The 16692-nt window shown below is 70.2% G+C and carries 15 protein-coding genes and 2 pseudogenes; 6 read left to right on the top strand and 11 right to left on the bottom strand.

From position 1 onward, the window contains the following. Positions 1–233 precede the first annotated feature (233 nt). Complete coding sequence (locus EJG53_RS01215; protein WP_125043079.1) at positions 234–3449, bottom strand: S41 family peptidase; 3216 nt, start codon at positions 3447–3449, stop codon at positions 234–236. A gap of 705 nt (positions 3450–4154) precedes the next feature. Here EJG53_RS01215 and EJG53_RS01210 point away from each other — a divergent pair. Then, positions 4155–4924: pseudogene (locus EJG53_RS01210) on the top strand (transposase). Positions 4925–5074: 150 nt separating this feature from the next. Here the strand turns inward: EJG53_RS01210 and EJG53_RS01205 are convergent. Continuing rightward, on the bottom strand, positions 5075–5839 hold the full coding sequence (locus tag EJG53_RS01205) for a GNAT family N-acetyltransferase (protein ID WP_125049089.1): 765 nt from the start codon (positions 5837–5839) through the stop codon (positions 5075–5077). A 199-nt stretch (positions 5840–6038) separates the two neighbouring features. Between EJG53_RS01205 and EJG53_RS01200 the strand changes: the two genes are divergently transcribed. From EJG53_RS01200 to EJG53_RS01190, 3 genes are all read left to right on the top strand, one after another. Beyond that, the gene (locus tag EJG53_RS01200) at positions 6039–6419 is read left to right on the top strand and encodes a hypothetical protein (RefSeq protein WP_125043077.1); all 381 of its coding nucleotides are present in this window, start codon (positions 6039–6041) and stop codon (positions 6417–6419) included. A 511-nt stretch (positions 6420–6930) separates the two neighbouring features. Further along, the gene (locus EJG53_RS01195; RefSeq protein WP_125043075.1) at positions 6931–8718 is read left to right on the top strand and encodes a BCCT family transporter; all 1788 of its coding nucleotides are present in this window, start codon (positions 6931–6933) and stop codon (positions 8716–8718) included. Between the two features lie 188 nt (positions 8719–8906). After that, positions 8907–9548: a permease prefix domain 1-containing protein gene (locus EJG53_RS01190; protein WP_125043073.1), complete on the top strand. Its 642-nt coding sequence runs from the start codon at positions 8907–8909 to the stop codon at positions 9546–9548. Positions 9549–9614: 66 nt separating this feature from the next. Here EJG53_RS01190 and EJG53_RS01185 read toward each other — a convergent pair whose 3' ends face one another. After that, positions 9615–9947, bottom strand: coding sequence for a PadR family transcriptional regulator (locus EJG53_RS01185; RefSeq protein WP_125043071.1), 333 nt, complete (start codon positions 9945–9947; stop codon positions 9615–9617). A 179-nt stretch (positions 9948–10126) separates the two neighbouring features. Here EJG53_RS01185 and EJG53_RS01180 point away from each other — a divergent pair, with 179 nt between their 5' ends. Both EJG53_RS01180 and EJG53_RS01175 read left to right on the top strand, forming a co-directional pair. After that, positions 10127–10546, top strand: a complete 420-nt coding sequence (locus tag EJG53_RS01180) for a hypothetical protein (protein WP_125043069.1) — start codon at positions 10127–10129, stop codon at positions 10544–10546. A 376-nt stretch (positions 10547–10922) separates the two neighbouring features. Beyond that, positions 10923–11348, top strand: coding sequence for a hypothetical protein (locus EJG53_RS01175; RefSeq protein ID WP_125043067.1), 426 nt, complete (start codon positions 10923–10925; stop codon positions 11346–11348). Positions 11349–11400: 52 nt separating this feature from the next. Here the strand turns inward: EJG53_RS01175 and EJG53_RS01170 are convergent, their stop codons facing one another. The 8 genes and pseudogenes from EJG53_RS01170 to EJG53_RS01145 all read right to left on the bottom strand — a co-directional run bounded on the left by EJG53_RS01170 (position 11401) and on the right by EJG53_RS01145 (position 16675). Then, entirely contained in the window at positions 11401–11928 is a 528-nt protein-coding gene (locus tag EJG53_RS01170) for a S26 family signal peptidase (RefSeq protein WP_125043065.1), read from the bottom strand. Beyond that, the gene (locus tag EJG53_RS43575; protein ID WP_307721729.1) at positions 11925–12278 is read right to left on the bottom strand and encodes a hypothetical protein; all 354 of its coding nucleotides are present in this window, start codon (positions 12276–12278) and stop codon (positions 11925–11927) included. Before EJG53_RS43575 ends, EJG53_RS01170 begins: the two co-directional genes overlap by 4 nt. Positions 12279–12299: 21 nt before the next feature. Further along, a pseudogene (locus EJG53_RS43570) lies at positions 12300–12446 on the bottom strand (hypothetical protein); the annotation flags it as partial. Then, positions 12443–14008: an ATP-binding cassette domain-containing protein gene (locus EJG53_RS40915; protein ID WP_307721663.1), complete on the bottom strand. Its 1566-nt coding sequence runs from the start codon at positions 14006–14008 to the stop codon at positions 12443–12445. The gene EJG53_RS40915 and the pseudogene EJG53_RS43570, both read right to left, overlap by 4 nt. Then, on the bottom strand, positions 14005–14547 hold the full coding sequence (locus EJG53_RS01160) for a thioredoxin domain-containing protein (protein WP_125043063.1): 543 nt from the start codon (positions 14545–14547) through the stop codon (positions 14005–14007). Before EJG53_RS01160 ends, EJG53_RS40915 begins: the two co-directional genes overlap by 4 nt. Positions 14548–14593: 46 nt before the next feature. Continuing rightward, complete coding sequence (locus EJG53_RS01155; RefSeq protein ID WP_125043061.1) at positions 14594–15166, bottom strand: MauE/DoxX family redox-associated membrane protein; 573 nt, start codon at positions 15164–15166, stop codon at positions 14594–14596. 233 nt (positions 15167–15399) lie between these two features. Then, positions 15400–15618 (bottom strand): hypothetical protein, encoded by a 219-nt coding sequence (locus EJG53_RS01150; RefSeq protein ID WP_125043059.1) that lies wholly within the window; start codon positions 15616–15618, stop codon positions 15400–15402. A 160-nt stretch (positions 15619–15778) separates the two neighbouring features. Continuing rightward, positions 15779–16675, bottom strand: coding sequence for a helix-turn-helix domain-containing protein (locus tag EJG53_RS01145; RefSeq protein WP_125043057.1), 897 nt, complete (start codon positions 16673–16675; stop codon positions 15779–15781). Between the last annotated feature and the right edge of the window lie 17 nt (positions 16676–16692).

Genomic DNA, 16692 nt, shown 5'->3' with positions numbered 1-16692 from the left:
AGCCTGTGGCGAGCGTTGCCGCCGGGTGCGGTGCCCGCTTGCCGGGGCGGGACGCTCGAGTCGTACCGACTGCGGTCCATACCAATGGGCAACGTCGCGCCGGACGTTCCGCACCCGCACCACACCCGCCGGCCGTCGGAAGCATATCCCACGGCCGTCCGGCCGACACCTTGCGGGGCACCGCCGCTGTCCATGACCCCGTACGGCGCAGACGGCGTGCCCCGCAGTCCCTGTCAGGAGCGATCCGGCAGCGACGGCAGTGAAGGCAGCGAGGGCGGCGATTTCGCCGGGTTCTGGCGCAGCGCGGCAAGGGCGATCCTGATCGCCTCGTCGAGCTGGGGGTCGCGGCCGGCGGCATGGTCCTGCGGGGTGTGCAGAACCTCCACGTCCGGTTCGACACCGTAGTTCTCGACGCTCCACTCGTGGCCTTCGAACCACGAGGCGTACTTGGGCTGCGTGACCAGGGTGCCGTCCACGAGGTGGTAGCGCGAGTCGATGCCGATGACGCCGCCCCAGGTGCGGGTGCCGACGACCGGGCCGATGCCGAGTGCCTTGACGACGGCGTTGACGATGTCGCCGTCGGACCCGGAGAACTCGTTGGCGACGGCGACGATCGGGCCGCGCGGGGCGTCGCGCGGGTAGCTGTACGGCTGGGCTCCGCGCGGCAGCGTCCAGCCGATGACGTGGCGGGCCAGCTTCTCGACGACGAGTTGGGAGGTGTGGCCGCCGCTGTTCTCCCGCACGTCCAACACCAGCCCCTCGCGGGCGACTTCGACCCGCAGGTCGCGGTGGAGCTGGGCCCAGCCCGAGCCGACCATGTCGGGGACGTGGAGGTAGCCGAGCCGGCCGCCGGATGCCTCGTGGACGTACGCCCGCCGGTCGGCGACCCAGGCGTGGTAGCGCAGCGGGCCTTCGTCGGCGACCGGGACGACGACGGCGTGGCGCAGGCCCCCGCCGCCCGCCGGGCGGACCGTCAGTTCGACGGGCTGTCCCGCGGAGCCGACCAGGAGCGGGCCCGGTCCGGTGGTGGGGTCGACGGGCCTGCCGCCGACGGCGATGACCGCGTCGCCCGCGCGCACGGCGACACCGGGCGCGGCCAGCGGGGAGCGGGCGTCGGGATCGGAGGTCTCGGACGGCAGGACGCGGTCGATGCGCCAGGCACCGTCCTCGTGGCGGGAGAGGTCGGCGCCCAACAGCCCTTGCCGGGTGGCCTTGTTGTAGCCCCCGGTCGGGGAGACGTACGCGTGCGAGGTGCCGAGTTCGCCCTGGACCTCCCAGAGGAGATCGATGAGGTCGCTGTGGGTGGCGATGCGCTCCAGCAGCGGGCGGTAGCGGTCCAGGACGGCGTTCCAGTCGATGCCGCCGAGGTCGGCGCGCCAGAAGTTGTCGCGCATCAACCGGCCCGCCTCGTCGTACATCTGGCGCCATTCGGCGGCCGGGTCGAGGGTGTGCCGGATACGGGTGAGGTCGACGGTGATGTTGGAGTCGCTGTTCTCCTCCTTCGAGGGGCGGCGATCGGCCGGTACGAGGCGCAGCTTGCCGTCCGAGCGCAGCAGCAGTCGCTTGCCGTCTCCGGTGACCGCGAAGTAGTCGATGTCCGAACCGAGTTCCTCGCACTTCTGCTTCTCGAAGTCGTACCGCTCCAAGGAGCTCTTCGGGTCGGCGGCGTCGGGGGTGGCCCGGGCGGCGCCGAGCACCCCGCGCACCGGGTGGCGCAGCCAGAGAAGGCCGTCCTTGGCCGCGCTGAGCGCGGAGTACCGGGCGGCCTCCACGGGGAAGGGGATGATCCGGTCGCTCAGCCCTTCGAGGTCGACGGCGGTGACGGGCGGTGTGCCGTCCCCCTCCGCGGTGTCCTTCGTCTCGGCCTCGACGGCGCGGCCGGCGCGCTGCGGGCCGAAGGGGGACGGCGTGGTCGCGGCGAGGGCGATCAGATGTGGGCGGCACGCGCCGACGAAGGCGAGGTCGAAGACGTGCGCGTCGTAGACCGGGTCGAAGGAACGTTCGGAGAGGAAAGCGAGGTGCTTGCCGTCGAGCGTGAAGGCGGGGGAGAAGTCCCGGAATCGCAGCGGCGTCGCGTCACAGACCATCAGGTCGGAGGTGTTGGCGAGCTTGAGATGACGCAGCGGTACGGGGCCGGGGTGGGACCAGGCGAGCCAGGACGAGTCCGGCGAGAAGACCAGCCCGGTGACCGCGCCGTGCTCGCTGCGGTCGATCTCCCGTACGTGCCCGGAGGCCAGCTCCAGCAGCAGGACGCGCCCGTCGTGCGCACAGACGGCGGCATGGCTGCCGTCGGGGGCGACGGTGAGGCCGAGCACCCGGCCCAGCTCCCCGCTGCCCAGGCGGCGCGGCGTCACGCCGTCCGCCATGCCGCCGGCGGGCGCGAACTCCAGGGCGTCCTCGCCGTCGGCGTCCGACACCCACACCACATGCTCCTCCCCGTCCAGGCGGAAGGTCTGCGGCAGCCGGGCCCGCACGCCGGGCTGTGCGGCGAGCGCGCGGGCCGGGCCGTCGCGGTGGGTGATCCAGTGAATGGTCCCGCGGACGGTGACGGCGCTGCCGCGCCCGGTGTGGTCGGGGGACACCGAGGTGAGGTGGTGTTCGGCGGTGAGGGGACGAGGCGTGAGGTCGGTGCGCTGGCCGCCGAGCCGGATGTCCAGGAGCCTGGGCTCGGCCCCGTCGAGGTCGTCCAGCAGCCACAGGTCACCGGCGGACATGTAGACGACGCGGGTGCCGTCGGTCGCGGCGTGGCGGGCGTAGAACCCGCCGAGCGGGGTGTGCCGGCGCAGGTCCGTACCGTCCGGGCGTGAGGAGTACAGCGCGCCGGTCCCCTCGTGGTCGGACAGGAAGGCGATACGCTCCCCGGCCCAGAGCGGGAACTCAAGGTTCCCGGCCAGGTCTTGGTGGCAGCGTACGAATGCGCCGTCGCCCGTGTGATCGATCCACAGCTTGCCCGCCGTACCGCCCCGGTAGCGCTTCCACGACGAGGCGTCTACGCCGAACCCGGCGGAACGCAGCAGGACTTGACCGCCGGGACCATGGACTATGTCGCCGACCGGACCGTAGGGAAGCCTGCGGGACGGCCCCGCGTCGAGCGGCACGGCATGGCCCCATCTGCGGCACCAAGAGGCCTGCCCGTGGGCGCTGATGGCGACGACGTCGCCGTCCGGCGTCCAGCCGCACACCGTGACCCGGCTGCCCCAGTAGGTGAGTTGGACGGCCGGCCCGCCCTCGATCGACGCGGCGAGCACCTCCGGCGCGCCGTTACGGGCCGAGGCCCAGGCGACGTGCGTCCCCTCCGGAGATATCCGCGGGCGGGCCACCGGCCGGTTGTCGGCACTCAGCCGCCAGGCCCGGCCGCCACCGAGCGGGGCGAGCCAGACATCGTCCTCCGCCGCGAACGTGACCAGGTCACCGTGCAGGTGCGGGTATCGGAGATAGGCGGCGGTCATCGGGTACCTCCGGCCGGTGCCGTACGGGGTGACGGACGGGCGTACCGCCTCACAGGGGCCCGGGCGCTCCCCGGTCCGCTGTCGTCGTAGCCGTGGAACGTGAGCGGGACCACGAGGGCCCTCCTTCGACGAGAGATCCACTGCGTGCTGGCGCCTGACATGGCTCCCCGGTCATTCTGGCCCCGTCGGGGGGACCGGACCGGCGCATCGGCCTCTTTGCCCACGAGAAAACGACGGGGGATGCCGGTCGGGGGAGCGGTGGTCGCTCACCGGCTGCTGGGCAGCCCCGCTCTGACAAAGTGGTGGTCGCCAACTGTCAGTACGGCGGACGATCCAGTCGTCAGTCGGGCGTACGAGACGACTTCGACGGCCAGCCCGCGCCAGCCGGGTCGGTCTGGGGCTTCTTCGTGGAGCAGATCGGGTCCGTTCAGGCGGCCACTCAGAAAGTGGACCCAGCCCCACAGGAAGCCATCGGTCCCGGAGGTGGCCTGGGCCGGGCGGCGCCCACGGGCACGGTTCCGCTCGCGCATCGGCATGTCGGCGAGAAGTGACGCAGAGCTGATCTGCTTCGACCATGCCGGATCTGGGATCATGAGGCGAATTTGGCTTCATGCCGCTGTGCACGCCTCGTCCGGTACGGCCACTGAGGTTTTCGCAAGCTAAGGGTTGTCCCGTTACTGCTGATCACAGTGGGGTGCTCTTGATGTGGCTGGTGTGGTCACGGCGTCGGAGCCGTCCTGGACAGCCCGTTCACCGGGCTGAGCCCACGCTGCTTCGGCAAGTTGGTCACCCACGTGCGCCGCGGGACCGCGGGCGACTCGCAGCGTGGGCGGCCGTGGAGCCTTCCTCTGGAGGATCGAGTGTTGCTGGTTGCCGCGTACTGGCGCACGAGTTTGACGCTGCGCCAGCTCGGTCCGCTCTTCGGCGTCTCCAAATCGGCGGCCGACCGGATCATCGGCCACCTCGGCCCCAAACTCGCCTTCCAGTCGCGTAGGCGGTTCCGCCAGGCCACTGTGCTCATCGTGGACGGCACTCTCGGGCCCACCCGCGACCACACAGTGGCCGAGCAGTCGAAGAACTACCGTTACTCGACCAACCACCAGGTCGTCATCGATGCCGACACCCGCCTCGTCGTGGTGGTCGGCCGACCGCTGCCCGGCAACCGCAACGACTGCCGAGCGTGGGCGGAATCCGGAGCGAAGGACGCCGTCGGTGCCACGATGACCATCGCAGACGGAGGCTACCCGGGTACCGGCCTGGTGATTCCCCACTGCCGCGCGAAAGGCCAAGCCGAACTGCCGGGCTGGAAGCAAGAGCACAATCGCTCCCACAAACAGGTCAGGGCCCGTGTCGAGCACGCCTTCGCCCGCATGAAGGGGTGGAAGATCCTGCGCGACTGCCGCCTCAAGGGCGACGGCGTGCACCACGCGATGCTCGGCATCGCGCGCCTGCACAACCTGGCCCTTGTGGGCTGAGAGGGCGTTCTCGCTCCGATCCCCATGTGTGGTTTTCGCTGGTCAGACATGAGGTCGAAGCTGGAGGCCCATCGGAGCGATGCCCGGGCGTGAAGCGTTGCCGATGGACTACCAGGCGTTGGTGAGGAGCGGAGCGGTTGCCGCGACGGGTCAGGGGGTGAGGGCGTACTCGGTGAAGTGGCCGCAGGCGGTGAAACCGAGGCGGCGGTAGACGGGTTCTCCGTCGGCGGATGCCTGCAGCACCGCGGTCTCGTAGCCCGCGTTCCGGGCGGTGTGCAGGGTGGCCGCGGTGATGGCGCCGCCGTAACCTCGGCGACGGTCGGTGGCGAGTGTGGCGATGTTGTAGATGCTGGCGACGCCTGCGTGCAGGAAGACCTCGGCCGAGCAGACGGGACGGCCGTCGACGTAGCCGACCAGGTAACGGGTGGGGCAGTCGTCGGCGAGCGCCGAATCGGCGGTGTCGGCGAAGAACTGGCGCACCGTGGCGGCGGGCGGGTTCCAGTTCGCGGCGAGGATCGTGGCGTAGTCGGCGAGCTGTTCGGGGGTGGTGGCCGGGCGGATCTCCAGGCCGTCGACGTGTGCGTCGGGGAGGGGGTCGCGCAGGTCCTTCCACATGCCCGCCTCCGTTTCCGACGCCTCCAGGCCGGCGGCCTGAAGATGCTCGGCGAGATTGTCCGGCGTGGAGGCGGGGCCCACCCACCAGGAGAAGGGGCGGCCGGTGGCGGCCAGGGTCCGGGCCGTCTCCGCGGCGCGGGCCGGGGCGGTGCCCGGGGTGAAGCGGGCCGTCGCGACGATGTTGAAGGTGTCATCGTCGAGACCGCTGTCGGCGATCAGCAGGTCCCCGGTCTCGGTGACGGACGCGCCCTTCAGGGTTCGGTGCAGGTGGCAGGCGTGCTCGGCGAGATTCTGCTCCATCGCGAGCGGAAGGTCGGATTCATTGACGGACGGGATGTGCATGGGGCTCATGATGACCCATCCCAGCATGCCGTCTGGGGTGCTCGCAGGTCCTTTTTCCGTACCTGTGAACGGGCCGTCCAGGAGCTGTCCGCTGGATCAGGGGATTCTGGCAGCGAAGGCACGGTGTGACGGGTCGCGCGGTCAGTGTGCGAGCCTCGTGGCTCACGCCTCGGACGCAGCCCTCGCCCAGGACGCCACCGTCACCACACAACCCGTTCCGGGAGCAGGGACGGCAGACAGCGACATCCCGTACTTTCCGGTCACCCAGCCAGTTCCCTGCTGCCCGTCGGTGACTGCCCGTAGGGAAGTTGAAGAGCTGGTCAACGAAGGTATGCCGTCGGAGGAAGCCCCGCTGGAGGACATTGAAAAGGCGGAGCGTCTCCTTGAAAGCATCATCCCTCCGGTCACCGACGAAGAGGCGCAGATGCTGGCAACGGCGTTCGGGCCTGATGGGTGCTACGGACTGGCGTGGAGTTTGATGCATGTGATCGAAACAGACCGCAGGGGCGGGGACGGCAAGCTACCTGCAGGATGCTGACAACTGGTGGGTGCAGGGCCTGAACGCCCGGGTGGTGGCCGGCCGGGAAATCGCGGAGACGGGCCATGATGCGATGTGCCCGGATCACATGGGCGGTCAGGGTGGTCGGTAGAAGTGCTGCCGTCGGATCGGGGGCAGTGGCATCCGGGCGCTGTGCGAGCCTTTCGTGGTGTGGGGCCCGGGGCCGTGGAGGGCAAGGTGTAGGGGGCGTGCCGCCTTGTCGGGGGTAGGTGACCAAGGCCACGTGACGCGCCTCACGTCCCCGTCCGTACGCGTCAGACAGCCCAAGAGTGATCTTCGTCAACCACGGCACCCCACCGGACGCGAAAACCCCCGTCACCAGGGCATCGGCACGTTTGGGGCGGCTGTCCCGAATTTGACCGCATCACCTCATGGATAGCAGCCTTCCCTGTTGACCCGCGCACCGAGCGGTCCTGCGTCTCGTGAGCGCGTGCGTCCTTGCGGTGCGTCATGCCCCCGTGTGCGAATGACCCCGCCAGCAAGGAACCTCATGCCGACTCCCCACGCCCCGACCGCCACCAGCGCGGCCGTCCCCACCGGGACGGAATCGACCACGGACGGTGACGACGCGTGCCATACGACGGCCGCGCCGCCGTCCAGAGAGCCCAGGCGCACCGACATACCCGTCCTCGCTGTCAGTGGCGGGCTGCTCACCGCATTCGTCCTGGCCGCGCTGATCGCGCCCACGGCCACGGGTGACGCCGTCAACGCGGTCTTCACCTTCGTCGCGCGCTGGTTCGGTCCGCTGTGGCAGGTGCTGCTGCTGGCGACGTTCGGTGTCGCGCTGTGGCTGGGATTCTCCCGGTACGGGAAGGTGCGGCTGGGCGGCGCCGGGGCGCGCCCGGAGTACGGCAGGTTCCAGTGGGTCGCGATGATCATGTCGACGCTGCTCGCGGGCGGCGGAGTCTTCTTCGCGGCGGGCGAGCCCGTACAGCACTACGTCGAGACGCCTCCGTACTACGAGGGAGTCAAGAGCGGAACGCAGCAGGCGGCCGACGCGGCGCTCTCCCAGAGCTTCGCGCACTGGGGCTTCCTCGCCTGGGCCGTCCTGGGGACCCTCGCCTCGATCGTGATGATCCGGGGCCAGGAGCGCGGCATGCCGCTGCGTCCGAGGACGCTGTTGTACCCGTTGCTCGGTGAGCGCATCAGGCACTCCCGGTTGGGCGCCGCCGTCGACATCGTCTGCGTCATCGCCGTGGTGGCCGGCACCGTCGGGCCGATCGGTTTCCTCGGCCTTCAGGTCTCCTACGGCCTCTCCCAGGTGTTCGGCATCTCCGGCGGATACCCCGTACAACTCGGCGTGATCGTCCTGCTGACCGTCGTCGCCGTGCTGTCCGTCGCCAGTGGCATCGACCGCGGCATCCAGTTCTTCAGCAGGGCCAACATCTGGCTGGCCGTCGCCCTGATGGCCGTCTTCCTCGTACTCGGCTCCCTCGGTTTCGTGCTCGACTCCTTCCTCGGCGGGCTCGGCCAGTACGCGAAGGACTTCGTGCCGCTGGCCCTCAACCGGGGCGATCACGCGTGGCTGGGTTCCTGGACGGTCTTCTTCTTCGGCTGGTTCCTGGGCTACGGGCCCCTGATGTCGATCTTCGTGGCACGCATCTCCAAGGGCCGTACGGTACGTGACCTCGTCGTCTCCACCGCGATCATTCCGCCGCTGGCGACCATGTTCTGGTTCACCGTCTTCGGCGGCACCGGCATCTTCCTCGAACAGCAGAACCCCGGGACCATCTCCGGCCCGCTCAAGGCCGTCGGGATGGACGCCGCGGTCATCTCCATGGCCGAACGGCTCCCGATGGGTGCCGTGGTCGCGGTGGCGCTGCTCCTGCTGACCATCACCTTCGTGGTGACCACCACCGACTCGATGTCGTACAGCATCGCTGCCGCCGGCACGAAGACCGGCGAGCCCACCCGTGCGGTACGTGCCTTCTGGGCCCTGCTCATGGGGGCCGCGGCGGCCGTACTGATCCTCGTCGGGGACGGCGGCATCACCGCGCTGCAGTCATTCATCGTCGTGACGGCGGTGCCTGTCGGTTTCATCATGCTGCCGACTCTTTGGACCGCTCCGCGGGTCGCCAAGGAGATGGCTCTGGAGCAGGGGATCGTGCTGAGGGAGCCGCCGGTCACCGGTCCGGAACCCCAGTCATCGGCGGTCCCGGAGCCCTCGTCAGCGGTGGTTCCGGAACCCCAGTCATCGGCGGCCCCGGAGCCCTCGTCAGCGGTGGTTCCGGAGCCCCAGTCATCGGCGGTGGCGGGGCCGCAGGAGTCGCAGGGCTGAGCTTGCGGGCAAGTTTCCCGCCGGCCGTTGCGGGGCCGCTTGCCGATCAGGGCCCGCCGGCCGCGTGATCTCGGTTTTCCGGGAAAGCGCGGCCGGCGGGCCTTCTTGCGCATCAGCTGCGTACCCGGCGCTCCCTATACTGGCCGGTGCGGGACGCCGGCGAGAAGGCGGACACGGGGGGGGGACGAGTGATCGACCACTATGTCGCAGAACTCGACAAGGCCCTGGCCGGGCCACGTGCGGCCAAGGCAGATCTGCTGACCGAGGTACGGGACGGGCTGACCGACGCCGCAGAGGCGTACGAGGCGGCGGGCCTGGACCGGACGAGCGCGGAGCGCCAAGCCGTCCGGGACTTCGGACCGGTGCCGGTCATCGCTCCCGGATACCAGGCTGAACTGGGTCTGTCCCAGGGGCGGCGCACCGCGCTGCTGATCTGCGTCGTCATGCTCGTCCAGCCGGTCGCCTGGTGGGCGCTGGGGCATCTCGCGACCGGTCTCTCCATCGGCCGGGCGGACCCCGGATACCTCGCGGTGGACGTGGTGGTCCGCTGGGCCGGCGGAGGTGCGATCGTGCTCGGGCTGGCTGCCGTGCTCGCCACCGGGAGCGGGGTGCGGTTCCTCGGCGTACGGCGTCAAGTCGCGCGGCTGACCGGGCTGTTCGCCTTTGCGGTCTGTGCCGTCTTCAGCGTTCTGGGCGTGCTCCTGACGTGGTTGAGCACGTCTCCTGGCATGCTGCTGAGCCCCGTCGGGCTGCCGGGCACGCTGGTGTTGCTGGGTCTGCCGCTGGCCGGTATAGGTGCTTCAGGACGGCGCTGCCTGCGCGCGGCCTGACGTGGCTGCGTACAGGGGACGCGGCCGACCCGCCCTGGCATCAACCACCCTCCAGCTAAGGGGTGTTCAGGCTCTCTTCGGTCCGGGGCGCAGGACGCCTTCGACAGCGGCGGCGAAGTCACGCCACTCGGCGCGCTCGGCCGTGAGCGCGCGTTTGCCCGCGGTCGTCAACTCGTAGGTCCGGCGCTTGCGCCCGGCGACCGTGCTCCACTCGCTCCGCAGGTGTCCGGCGCGTTCCAGTCGGCGCAGTGCGGGATACAGCGAGCCCGTCGGCAGTTCCAGAGCGCCGCCACTGCTGCTCTGAAGCGCTTCCATGATCGCGTACCCGTGCAGGGGTTCCCGCTCCAGCACCGCCAGGATCAGGGCGTCGAGATGGCCCCTCAGCGCGTCCGACTTCATGTAGGCAGGCTACAGCACGTGCTACTATCGGCAATCTACATGTAGGCGAGCTACCTATCCTTCGCACGGCCACATCGGATCGGATTCAGGCGGCGGACCGCCCCAGCCAGAGCCGAAGAGAGCCTCCGTTCAGCACGTTGGCTGCCGCGCTCCCCGCCTTCCGGAACAGGAGTGTCGGGATGTCCGTGACACATGCACGAGGTGGCGCACTGCGCGCCATGCCCTGGGCCCTGATCGTCACGCTGGGAGCCGGGGCGCTGATCCGTCCCGTACTGAGCGTCCTCGGCGTCTACGAGTCCGGCCCGCTGGAGAAGCCCGTGGGGCCCGTACTGTTCACCGCGCTGATCGCGGTGGTGTGGCTCGCCGCGGCCGTACTTCTGCGCGTCGACAAGCCGGTGGAGGTGCTGACGCTGGCCGGCGTGGCCTACGGCGTCTTCGCGCTGGTACTGAACCTGACCCTGAACCTCTTCATGGACAGCGCCGAGGTGCCTCCGATGCCCGGCATGATCGGCATCCTGGTCTTCAACGCCCTTGAGGGTGCGGTCCTCGGCCTCATCGCTTTGGGAATTCTGCGCCTGCGTGAGCGCTCCGGGGGGTGAACTCCGGGGCGAGCGCCCGGTGCTGTGCGCCGGTGCACCGTGGTGAGTTGGGCTCGTGCGGGGGCGGAATGCGTAAGGATGCATAAGCGCCCTCGCCCTTGGGGAAAATGCTGGTGACGTCAGCGCATTCTCAGGTACGGGGAGCGCGTCCGAACCGTGGTCCGGTGCGCGGCGACGCGACCGTGACCGACCGGATTGCCGCGCATTTCTCCCCGTAATCGACGCTTCTCTCTCGGCGGCGCCCGCTGAATCGGCGGGAGGCTTTGCCGATGTCTCACCAGTCGTCACTCAATGGGCGACGTAGTTGACCGCCAGGGCAGTCCTCCGCGTCCGCAGCAGGGCCGAGCATCGCCAGGTGAAAAGAACAGGAACCAGTATGACCAGGAAGAAGACCGGGCCCAAGGACAAGCCGCTCACGGAACAGGCCGACGGAAGCGCCGGCATCGGCGCAGGCGTCGGCCGTCCGCCCGAGACGGCCGGAGCAGGCCGCGTAGTGACCGCGGCTCCCCGGACGCCCGCGACCTCCGCCCGCAAGAAACTCCTCGAAGCCATCGCCGGCGAGGCCACTGCCATCAGGAAGGCCAAACGCAGGGGGCGATCCTGCAAGGCGCTCAAAGACCTCGCCCGTGCGTACGCTCTTGTCGCCGCCGAGGAGACTCGCAGAGGTTCCGCCACGCCTGCCCATACGGGGAACGCAGGCACCCGTACAGGAGACGGAGGCAGGGGAATCCTCCCGTCGATGCGCACCATTTTCCTGACCAAGCGGACGGATGGCAGGAAAGGTAAGCGCGACGGAGACTGAGGCTGGCTGGCTTTGGTGGGTGCCCGCGGGTGTATCGCATTCGGGAGCCGGGCTACGGACATCGGGGAAAGTCTTCGCGGCTTCGGGCCGCTGCCGATGCCGTCACTGCCCGTCCTGGCCGGGCGAGGAGGGCTATGCCGAGCACGCGTGCGGTGGGAAAGTAGCCCACCTGCTGGGAATCGAGGCTGCAACGGTGGTTGTCACCGAGGAGCACGAGGTTGCCGGGAGGTACGCGGCCCGGTTGCAGCAGTGGGAATGCTGCTGCGTCCTGGGGTGTGAGGACGTCACCGGGCGCCGCGCGCACACGTTTGATCATCCAGTGCCGGCCGGACACCGCGGCGGCTCCTGCCCACGGCGGCAGCAGCGGCTGCGACCACAGGCGTCCGGGGCCGGGCCGTTCCAGGACGACCACGTGCCCTGCGGCCGGGGTGCGGCCGCGCAGCGCCAGGACCCGGTCGCCGTCGTGGTAGGCGGGCTCCATGCTCGTACCGCGTACCGTCACCGACACCAGTGCGCGGCGCAGTAGCACGGCCGTGGAGGCCGTGCCGAGCACGAGGAGGGGGAGTCCGGCGGCGGTCATCGGTCTCCTGTTGTTGGGGTGGGTAGGGGAGCGGTGTCGGCGTCGGCGTCGATGTTGGTGGGTATCGGGTGCAGCGGGACGGGCGGGGGCTGGAGCTCGTCGCGGTAGCCGGATGCCTGGAGGGCGAACAAGCGGGCGTACTCGCCACCGGAAGCCAGCAGAGCGGCGTGGTCGCCTTGTTCAACGATCCGCCCTTCGGACAGGACGACGATGAGATCGGCGTCTCGTACCGCGCCCAGGCGGTGGGAGATGAGCAGACTGGTCCGGCCCTGGCGGTGGCGCCTCAGGGAGACGTGGATCTCGTGCTCCGCCGCGGCGTCGAGGCCCGCCGAGGGCTCGTCGAGGATCATCAGTTCGCAGCGGTCGCGGAGAAAGGCGCGGGCCAGAGCGAGCCGCTGTCGCTGACCGCCGGAGAATTCGACGCCGGTACCGGTACTGGTACCCGTGTCTGGGATCGGTTCCGAGCGCGGAGCTGTACCCGTGCCTGGGCCCGGCTCCGGTGCCGAGTCCGACGTCATGAAGAACGTCCGCGACAACAACGTGTCGTACCCCGAGGCAGCTTGCTGATCGCGGCGTGAATCCCCGCCCGTACGGCGGCCGCTCGCAGGCGCGGTGTGTCGTCGAGTGCCGTGAGGTCGCCGAGGGCGATGTTCTCGGCGGCCGTCATGTCGTAGTGCATGTAGTCCTGGAAGACCGCACCGATCCGTCGCCGCAGTTCCGCCGCGTCGGCCTCGCGGATGTCCACCCCGTCCCACAGGATCGCGCCGCGCGTCGGATCGTAGAACCGGCACAGCAGCTTCACCAGCGTGGACTTCCCGGCGCCGTTGAGGCCCACCAGTGCCAGCGCCTTTCCGTGCGGAATGTGCAGGGTGACGCCTTGGAGCACCCAGGGGTGGCCGGGGGAGTAGCGGAACCATACGTCCTGCAGGGTGATGCCGCGGCGCAGTGCCGGCAGAGGGCGCGGTTCGGCGGCGACGGGCAGGTCGGGGCGGGCGGTGGTGACGGCGAGGTAGTGGTCGAAGAGTTCCAGTGCCTGATGGGAGCGGGCCAGTTCGCCCGCGATCGTCGCCAGCGCGCCCTGTGTACCGCCGACTGCTGCCACGAAAACGGTGACGTCACCGATCGACAGCGCCCCGCGCTGGGCCGCGACGACCGCCCACACCAGCCCCGCACCGGACACGGCCGCGGCCAGCGTCGCCAGTCCGGCCTGGACGGTGATGTCGCGGCGGTCCATCGCCCGCTTGGCCGCGTTGGCGGTACGCCGCTCGGTCAGCATCCGTGCGCGCAGGAACCCGCCGCTGCCGAAGAGCCGTATCTCCTTCGCCGCTTCCACACTGGACAGCAGGTCGTTGTAGAAGAACTCGCGCCGTTCGACCGGCCCGACCTCCCAGATCATGCGCGCCCGCCGCCGCGACAGCGAGATCTCGGCGGCCAGCACCAAAAGGCCGGAGAGCAGGAGCAGTACGGCCATGACCGGGCCCAGCAGGAAGAGCGATCCCAGGAAGCCGGTCAAGGTGAGGGCGGCGCGCACCACGCTCAGTACCCCGCCCACGACATCGTTCGGGTTCATGCCGACGGATGGCTGGGCGAGCCGCAGGCGGTCGAGGAAACGCGGGTCCTCGAAGCGGCCCAGCCCGATGAAGGATCCGGTCGCGGTGAACAGCCTGTCCTGCGTCAACAAGCCGACTCTGCGGTCCAGTTCACCTCGTAGGTACTGGACGAACTGGGGGAGCATCGCCGTAGCGACGCCGACTGCGGCCAGCCCTGACGCGAGGCCGAGCAGGGTGCTCAGCGGGCCGCGCTGGACGAGGTTGTCGACGACGAGTTTCATCAGCCATGCCGTGCCCACCGGCGCCGCGCCTGTGACGAGCGTCAGCAGCGCGTGGGCCGCGAAGGCGCCGGGGGCGGCCCGCGCGGCGAGCGAGGCGGCGGCGGTGATCCGGCGCGGCAGGCTGGTGGTCCGCAGCCGCTCGCCGGGCTCCCGCGACTCCGGCGGCGCCGACGGTGCCGGGGGTGCGGACGGTGCCGGGGGTGCGGACGGTGCCGGGGGTGCCGTGTCGGCCGGTTCTTCCGTACTCATACGGCAGGGGAGGGCCGCCGGTCCAGATCGACCCTGGCCGCCGTGACCACCGGCCGGCCGCTGTCGTTCGCCGCGACCTTCAGTACGGACGGGAAGGCGGCGACCTGGAACGCTCCGCCCACGGCGCCGCCCTGAGCCGGCTCGGCCACCACATGCGCCACCGGATTCAACATGGCGACCATGTCGGTGGTGCGCTGGACGTCACCGACGACCGCGGCCAGTACGCGGTCGCGTCCGCCCGGCATGGACCTGGCGAACTCGACGAACTTGGGAAGCTGCTCCTTGCAGGCCGGGCAGCCGGGGGAGAAGAAGCCCACCAGCGTCTCGTCCGTCAGCAGGTCGCGGCTGACCGGGAGGCCGTCCACGGTGACGGCGGTGAACGTGCCGACTTCCTCCCCGGCGCCGATGGAGGCCCGGCCGTTGAGGTTGTTGAGCATCTCGGTGTGTTCCCGCAGCCGTTTGACCACTCCCAGGCTGAGGATCAGGTCCAGGACGCACAGCAGACCCACGAGCACGACGGCGGCGATCAGGAACGGCATGGATCCTCCAGGGCTGGCACGTCTTGTGGGTGGGGACTGTCGGGGCTCACCGCACGGGTAGCCGGGCGGCGCGACGCGGTTCGCGGGGGCGGCCGGTTCGGAGCGGCCGGAAGAGTTCGAGGAGGTCGTCGAGCAGGACGAGGACACCGGCCGCGCACATCCCCACGAGTACCGCTGCCGCCACCCCGGCCGGCTGGGGAGAGCCAGCGGCGGCGGGCAGCAGCTCGGCCGTCGCGCCCACCGCCGCTCCGAGTGCCAGCAGCGCGTTCCGCAGTACGTGCCCACGCCCGAGCGGTCGGGCAGACGTACCGAAGCACTGGCAGGGCGCGTACACACCACGGCGCAGCGCCCCGGCGATGGCCGCGGTGAACGCGACGAGCAGTCCGCCCGCCAGCGCGAATCCGGGAGCAGGGGCCGGCACGAGGAGCATCCAGGCGGCGTACTCGGCCGCGACCACGGCTGCGGCCACCGTACGTACGTGGCCCGCGGGGACGACGTCCATGGCGCGTACGGAAGCGGCGAAGGCGGAGAAGCGGCCCCGTCCCGCGGTCTTGCTCAGGGACGAGACCAGGAACACGATGCCGAGCAGGCAGCGCATGCCTATGGCCACGTACAGCACGAAGACTCCCTTTCGGGCTGTCGAAAGGTTCGAGGGACGGTGCCGGGCCGGACGGGGCCGGGGCATCGCGTACCCCGGCCCCGCCCGATCACCGGTGCTGCTCTTTCCCGCAGTTCAGCCGGTTCCCTAACCGCTCAACCGGCCACTCCGACGCGTGACCTGCCACGGCCTGCCGTGATCTGTCACGACCGGCCATGACCTGCCACGCCTTACCCTGACCCGGTGAATGGGGGTCACGGACACTGGTCGCAGGAGCACCTGTAGCGGTTGCCGCCCGCGGCACAGCAGGGCGCGTTGCAACTGCACCGGCCGTCCGGGTGACCGTAGAGCTTGTTGCACTGCCAGCAGGCGCCCCAGCATGCCTGCATGCCGCCGGCTGCCGCCGCGGCGTCCACCTTGGGCACGAACAGGCCGAGCAGTCTGCTTCCCATCGACTCGATCGATGCGAGCATCGCCACCTCCTTCGTTGCGAACGTTGGGGACATTGCGGATGGTGCGAACTGTCCAAACGGTTGCGGAGGCCACACTGCTGCCTGGGCGATCCCCCGGTCTTGAAGAAATTCGCACCTTCCCCGGGCCCGCGACGGCAGCCAGGGGCTGGAGCCGCGACGGTCAGCTTCTGAGGACGAGGGAGGTGACCTCCCCGGAAATCCGGTCACCGGACATCGGGCGGGCGGCCGAGGCACACCGCGCGGCGAGGAATTCGCGCGGTGTGCGGCCGGTCATCGTCTTGATCTCCCGGCTCAGGTGGGCCTGGTCGCTGAAACCGCACATCGCGGCGGTGCGGGCCGGCCGCCGGCCCTGGGCGAGGAGCCCCAGGGCCCGCCGCAGCCGCAGGACGCGGGCCGCCTGCTTCGGCGTCAGGCCGATCTGTTGCCGGAAACGGCTGTCCAACTGGCGCCAGCACCAGCCGCTCTGCTCGGCCAGCGCGTGGATGGGCACCATGCCGCCGGTACGCCGCAGCTCGCGCCAGGCCCACACCAGCCGGGGCGAACTCGCCGGCCCGAGGGCGGCTCGGCAGGCCAGGACCGAGTCGAGCAGGGCGAAACGCTCGGGCCAGTCCGGCGAGGCGACGAGGGCCGCGATCAGGTCGTCGACCTGCGGGCCGAGTACCGCGTCCGGCGGGAGAAGGGTGTCGACCAGTTCGTGCATGGCGACGCCGAAGAGGGAGTACGCGGCCCAGGGTTCGAGCAGCACCTCCACCCCGGACAGCTCGCCGTCGTGCATACCGACGCGCGCCCGGGTCGACAGCCCGGCGAGCAGCGAGGTGAACATTTCCGGCCTGCCCGTACCGGTGCACCTCGGCCTGCGGGTGGCGTCCCGAATGTGCAGGGTGCTGCCGAAGCCGAGTACGAGAGTGACCACACCGGCCGGGATCTCCAGTCGCTCGCGGGGCCGGTCCAGTGAGATGGCGAACCCCCGATAGCCCAGTACTCCCGGGCGTAATCGGGGGTCCGGACAGCCCTCGACCACGTCGCAGGACCGCGTCGGACGACTTACCTGCTGCATTCCGGTTCCCTTTCTGC

Source organism: Streptomyces chrestomyceticus JCM 4735 (genome assembly GCF_003865135.1).
Classification (GTDB): Bacteria; Actinomycetota; Actinomycetes; order Streptomycetales; family Streptomycetaceae; genus Streptomyces; species Streptomyces chrestomyceticus.
Note: the sequence above shows the minus strand (reverse complement) of the source record. Positions and strands in the feature narration are given on the sequence as shown.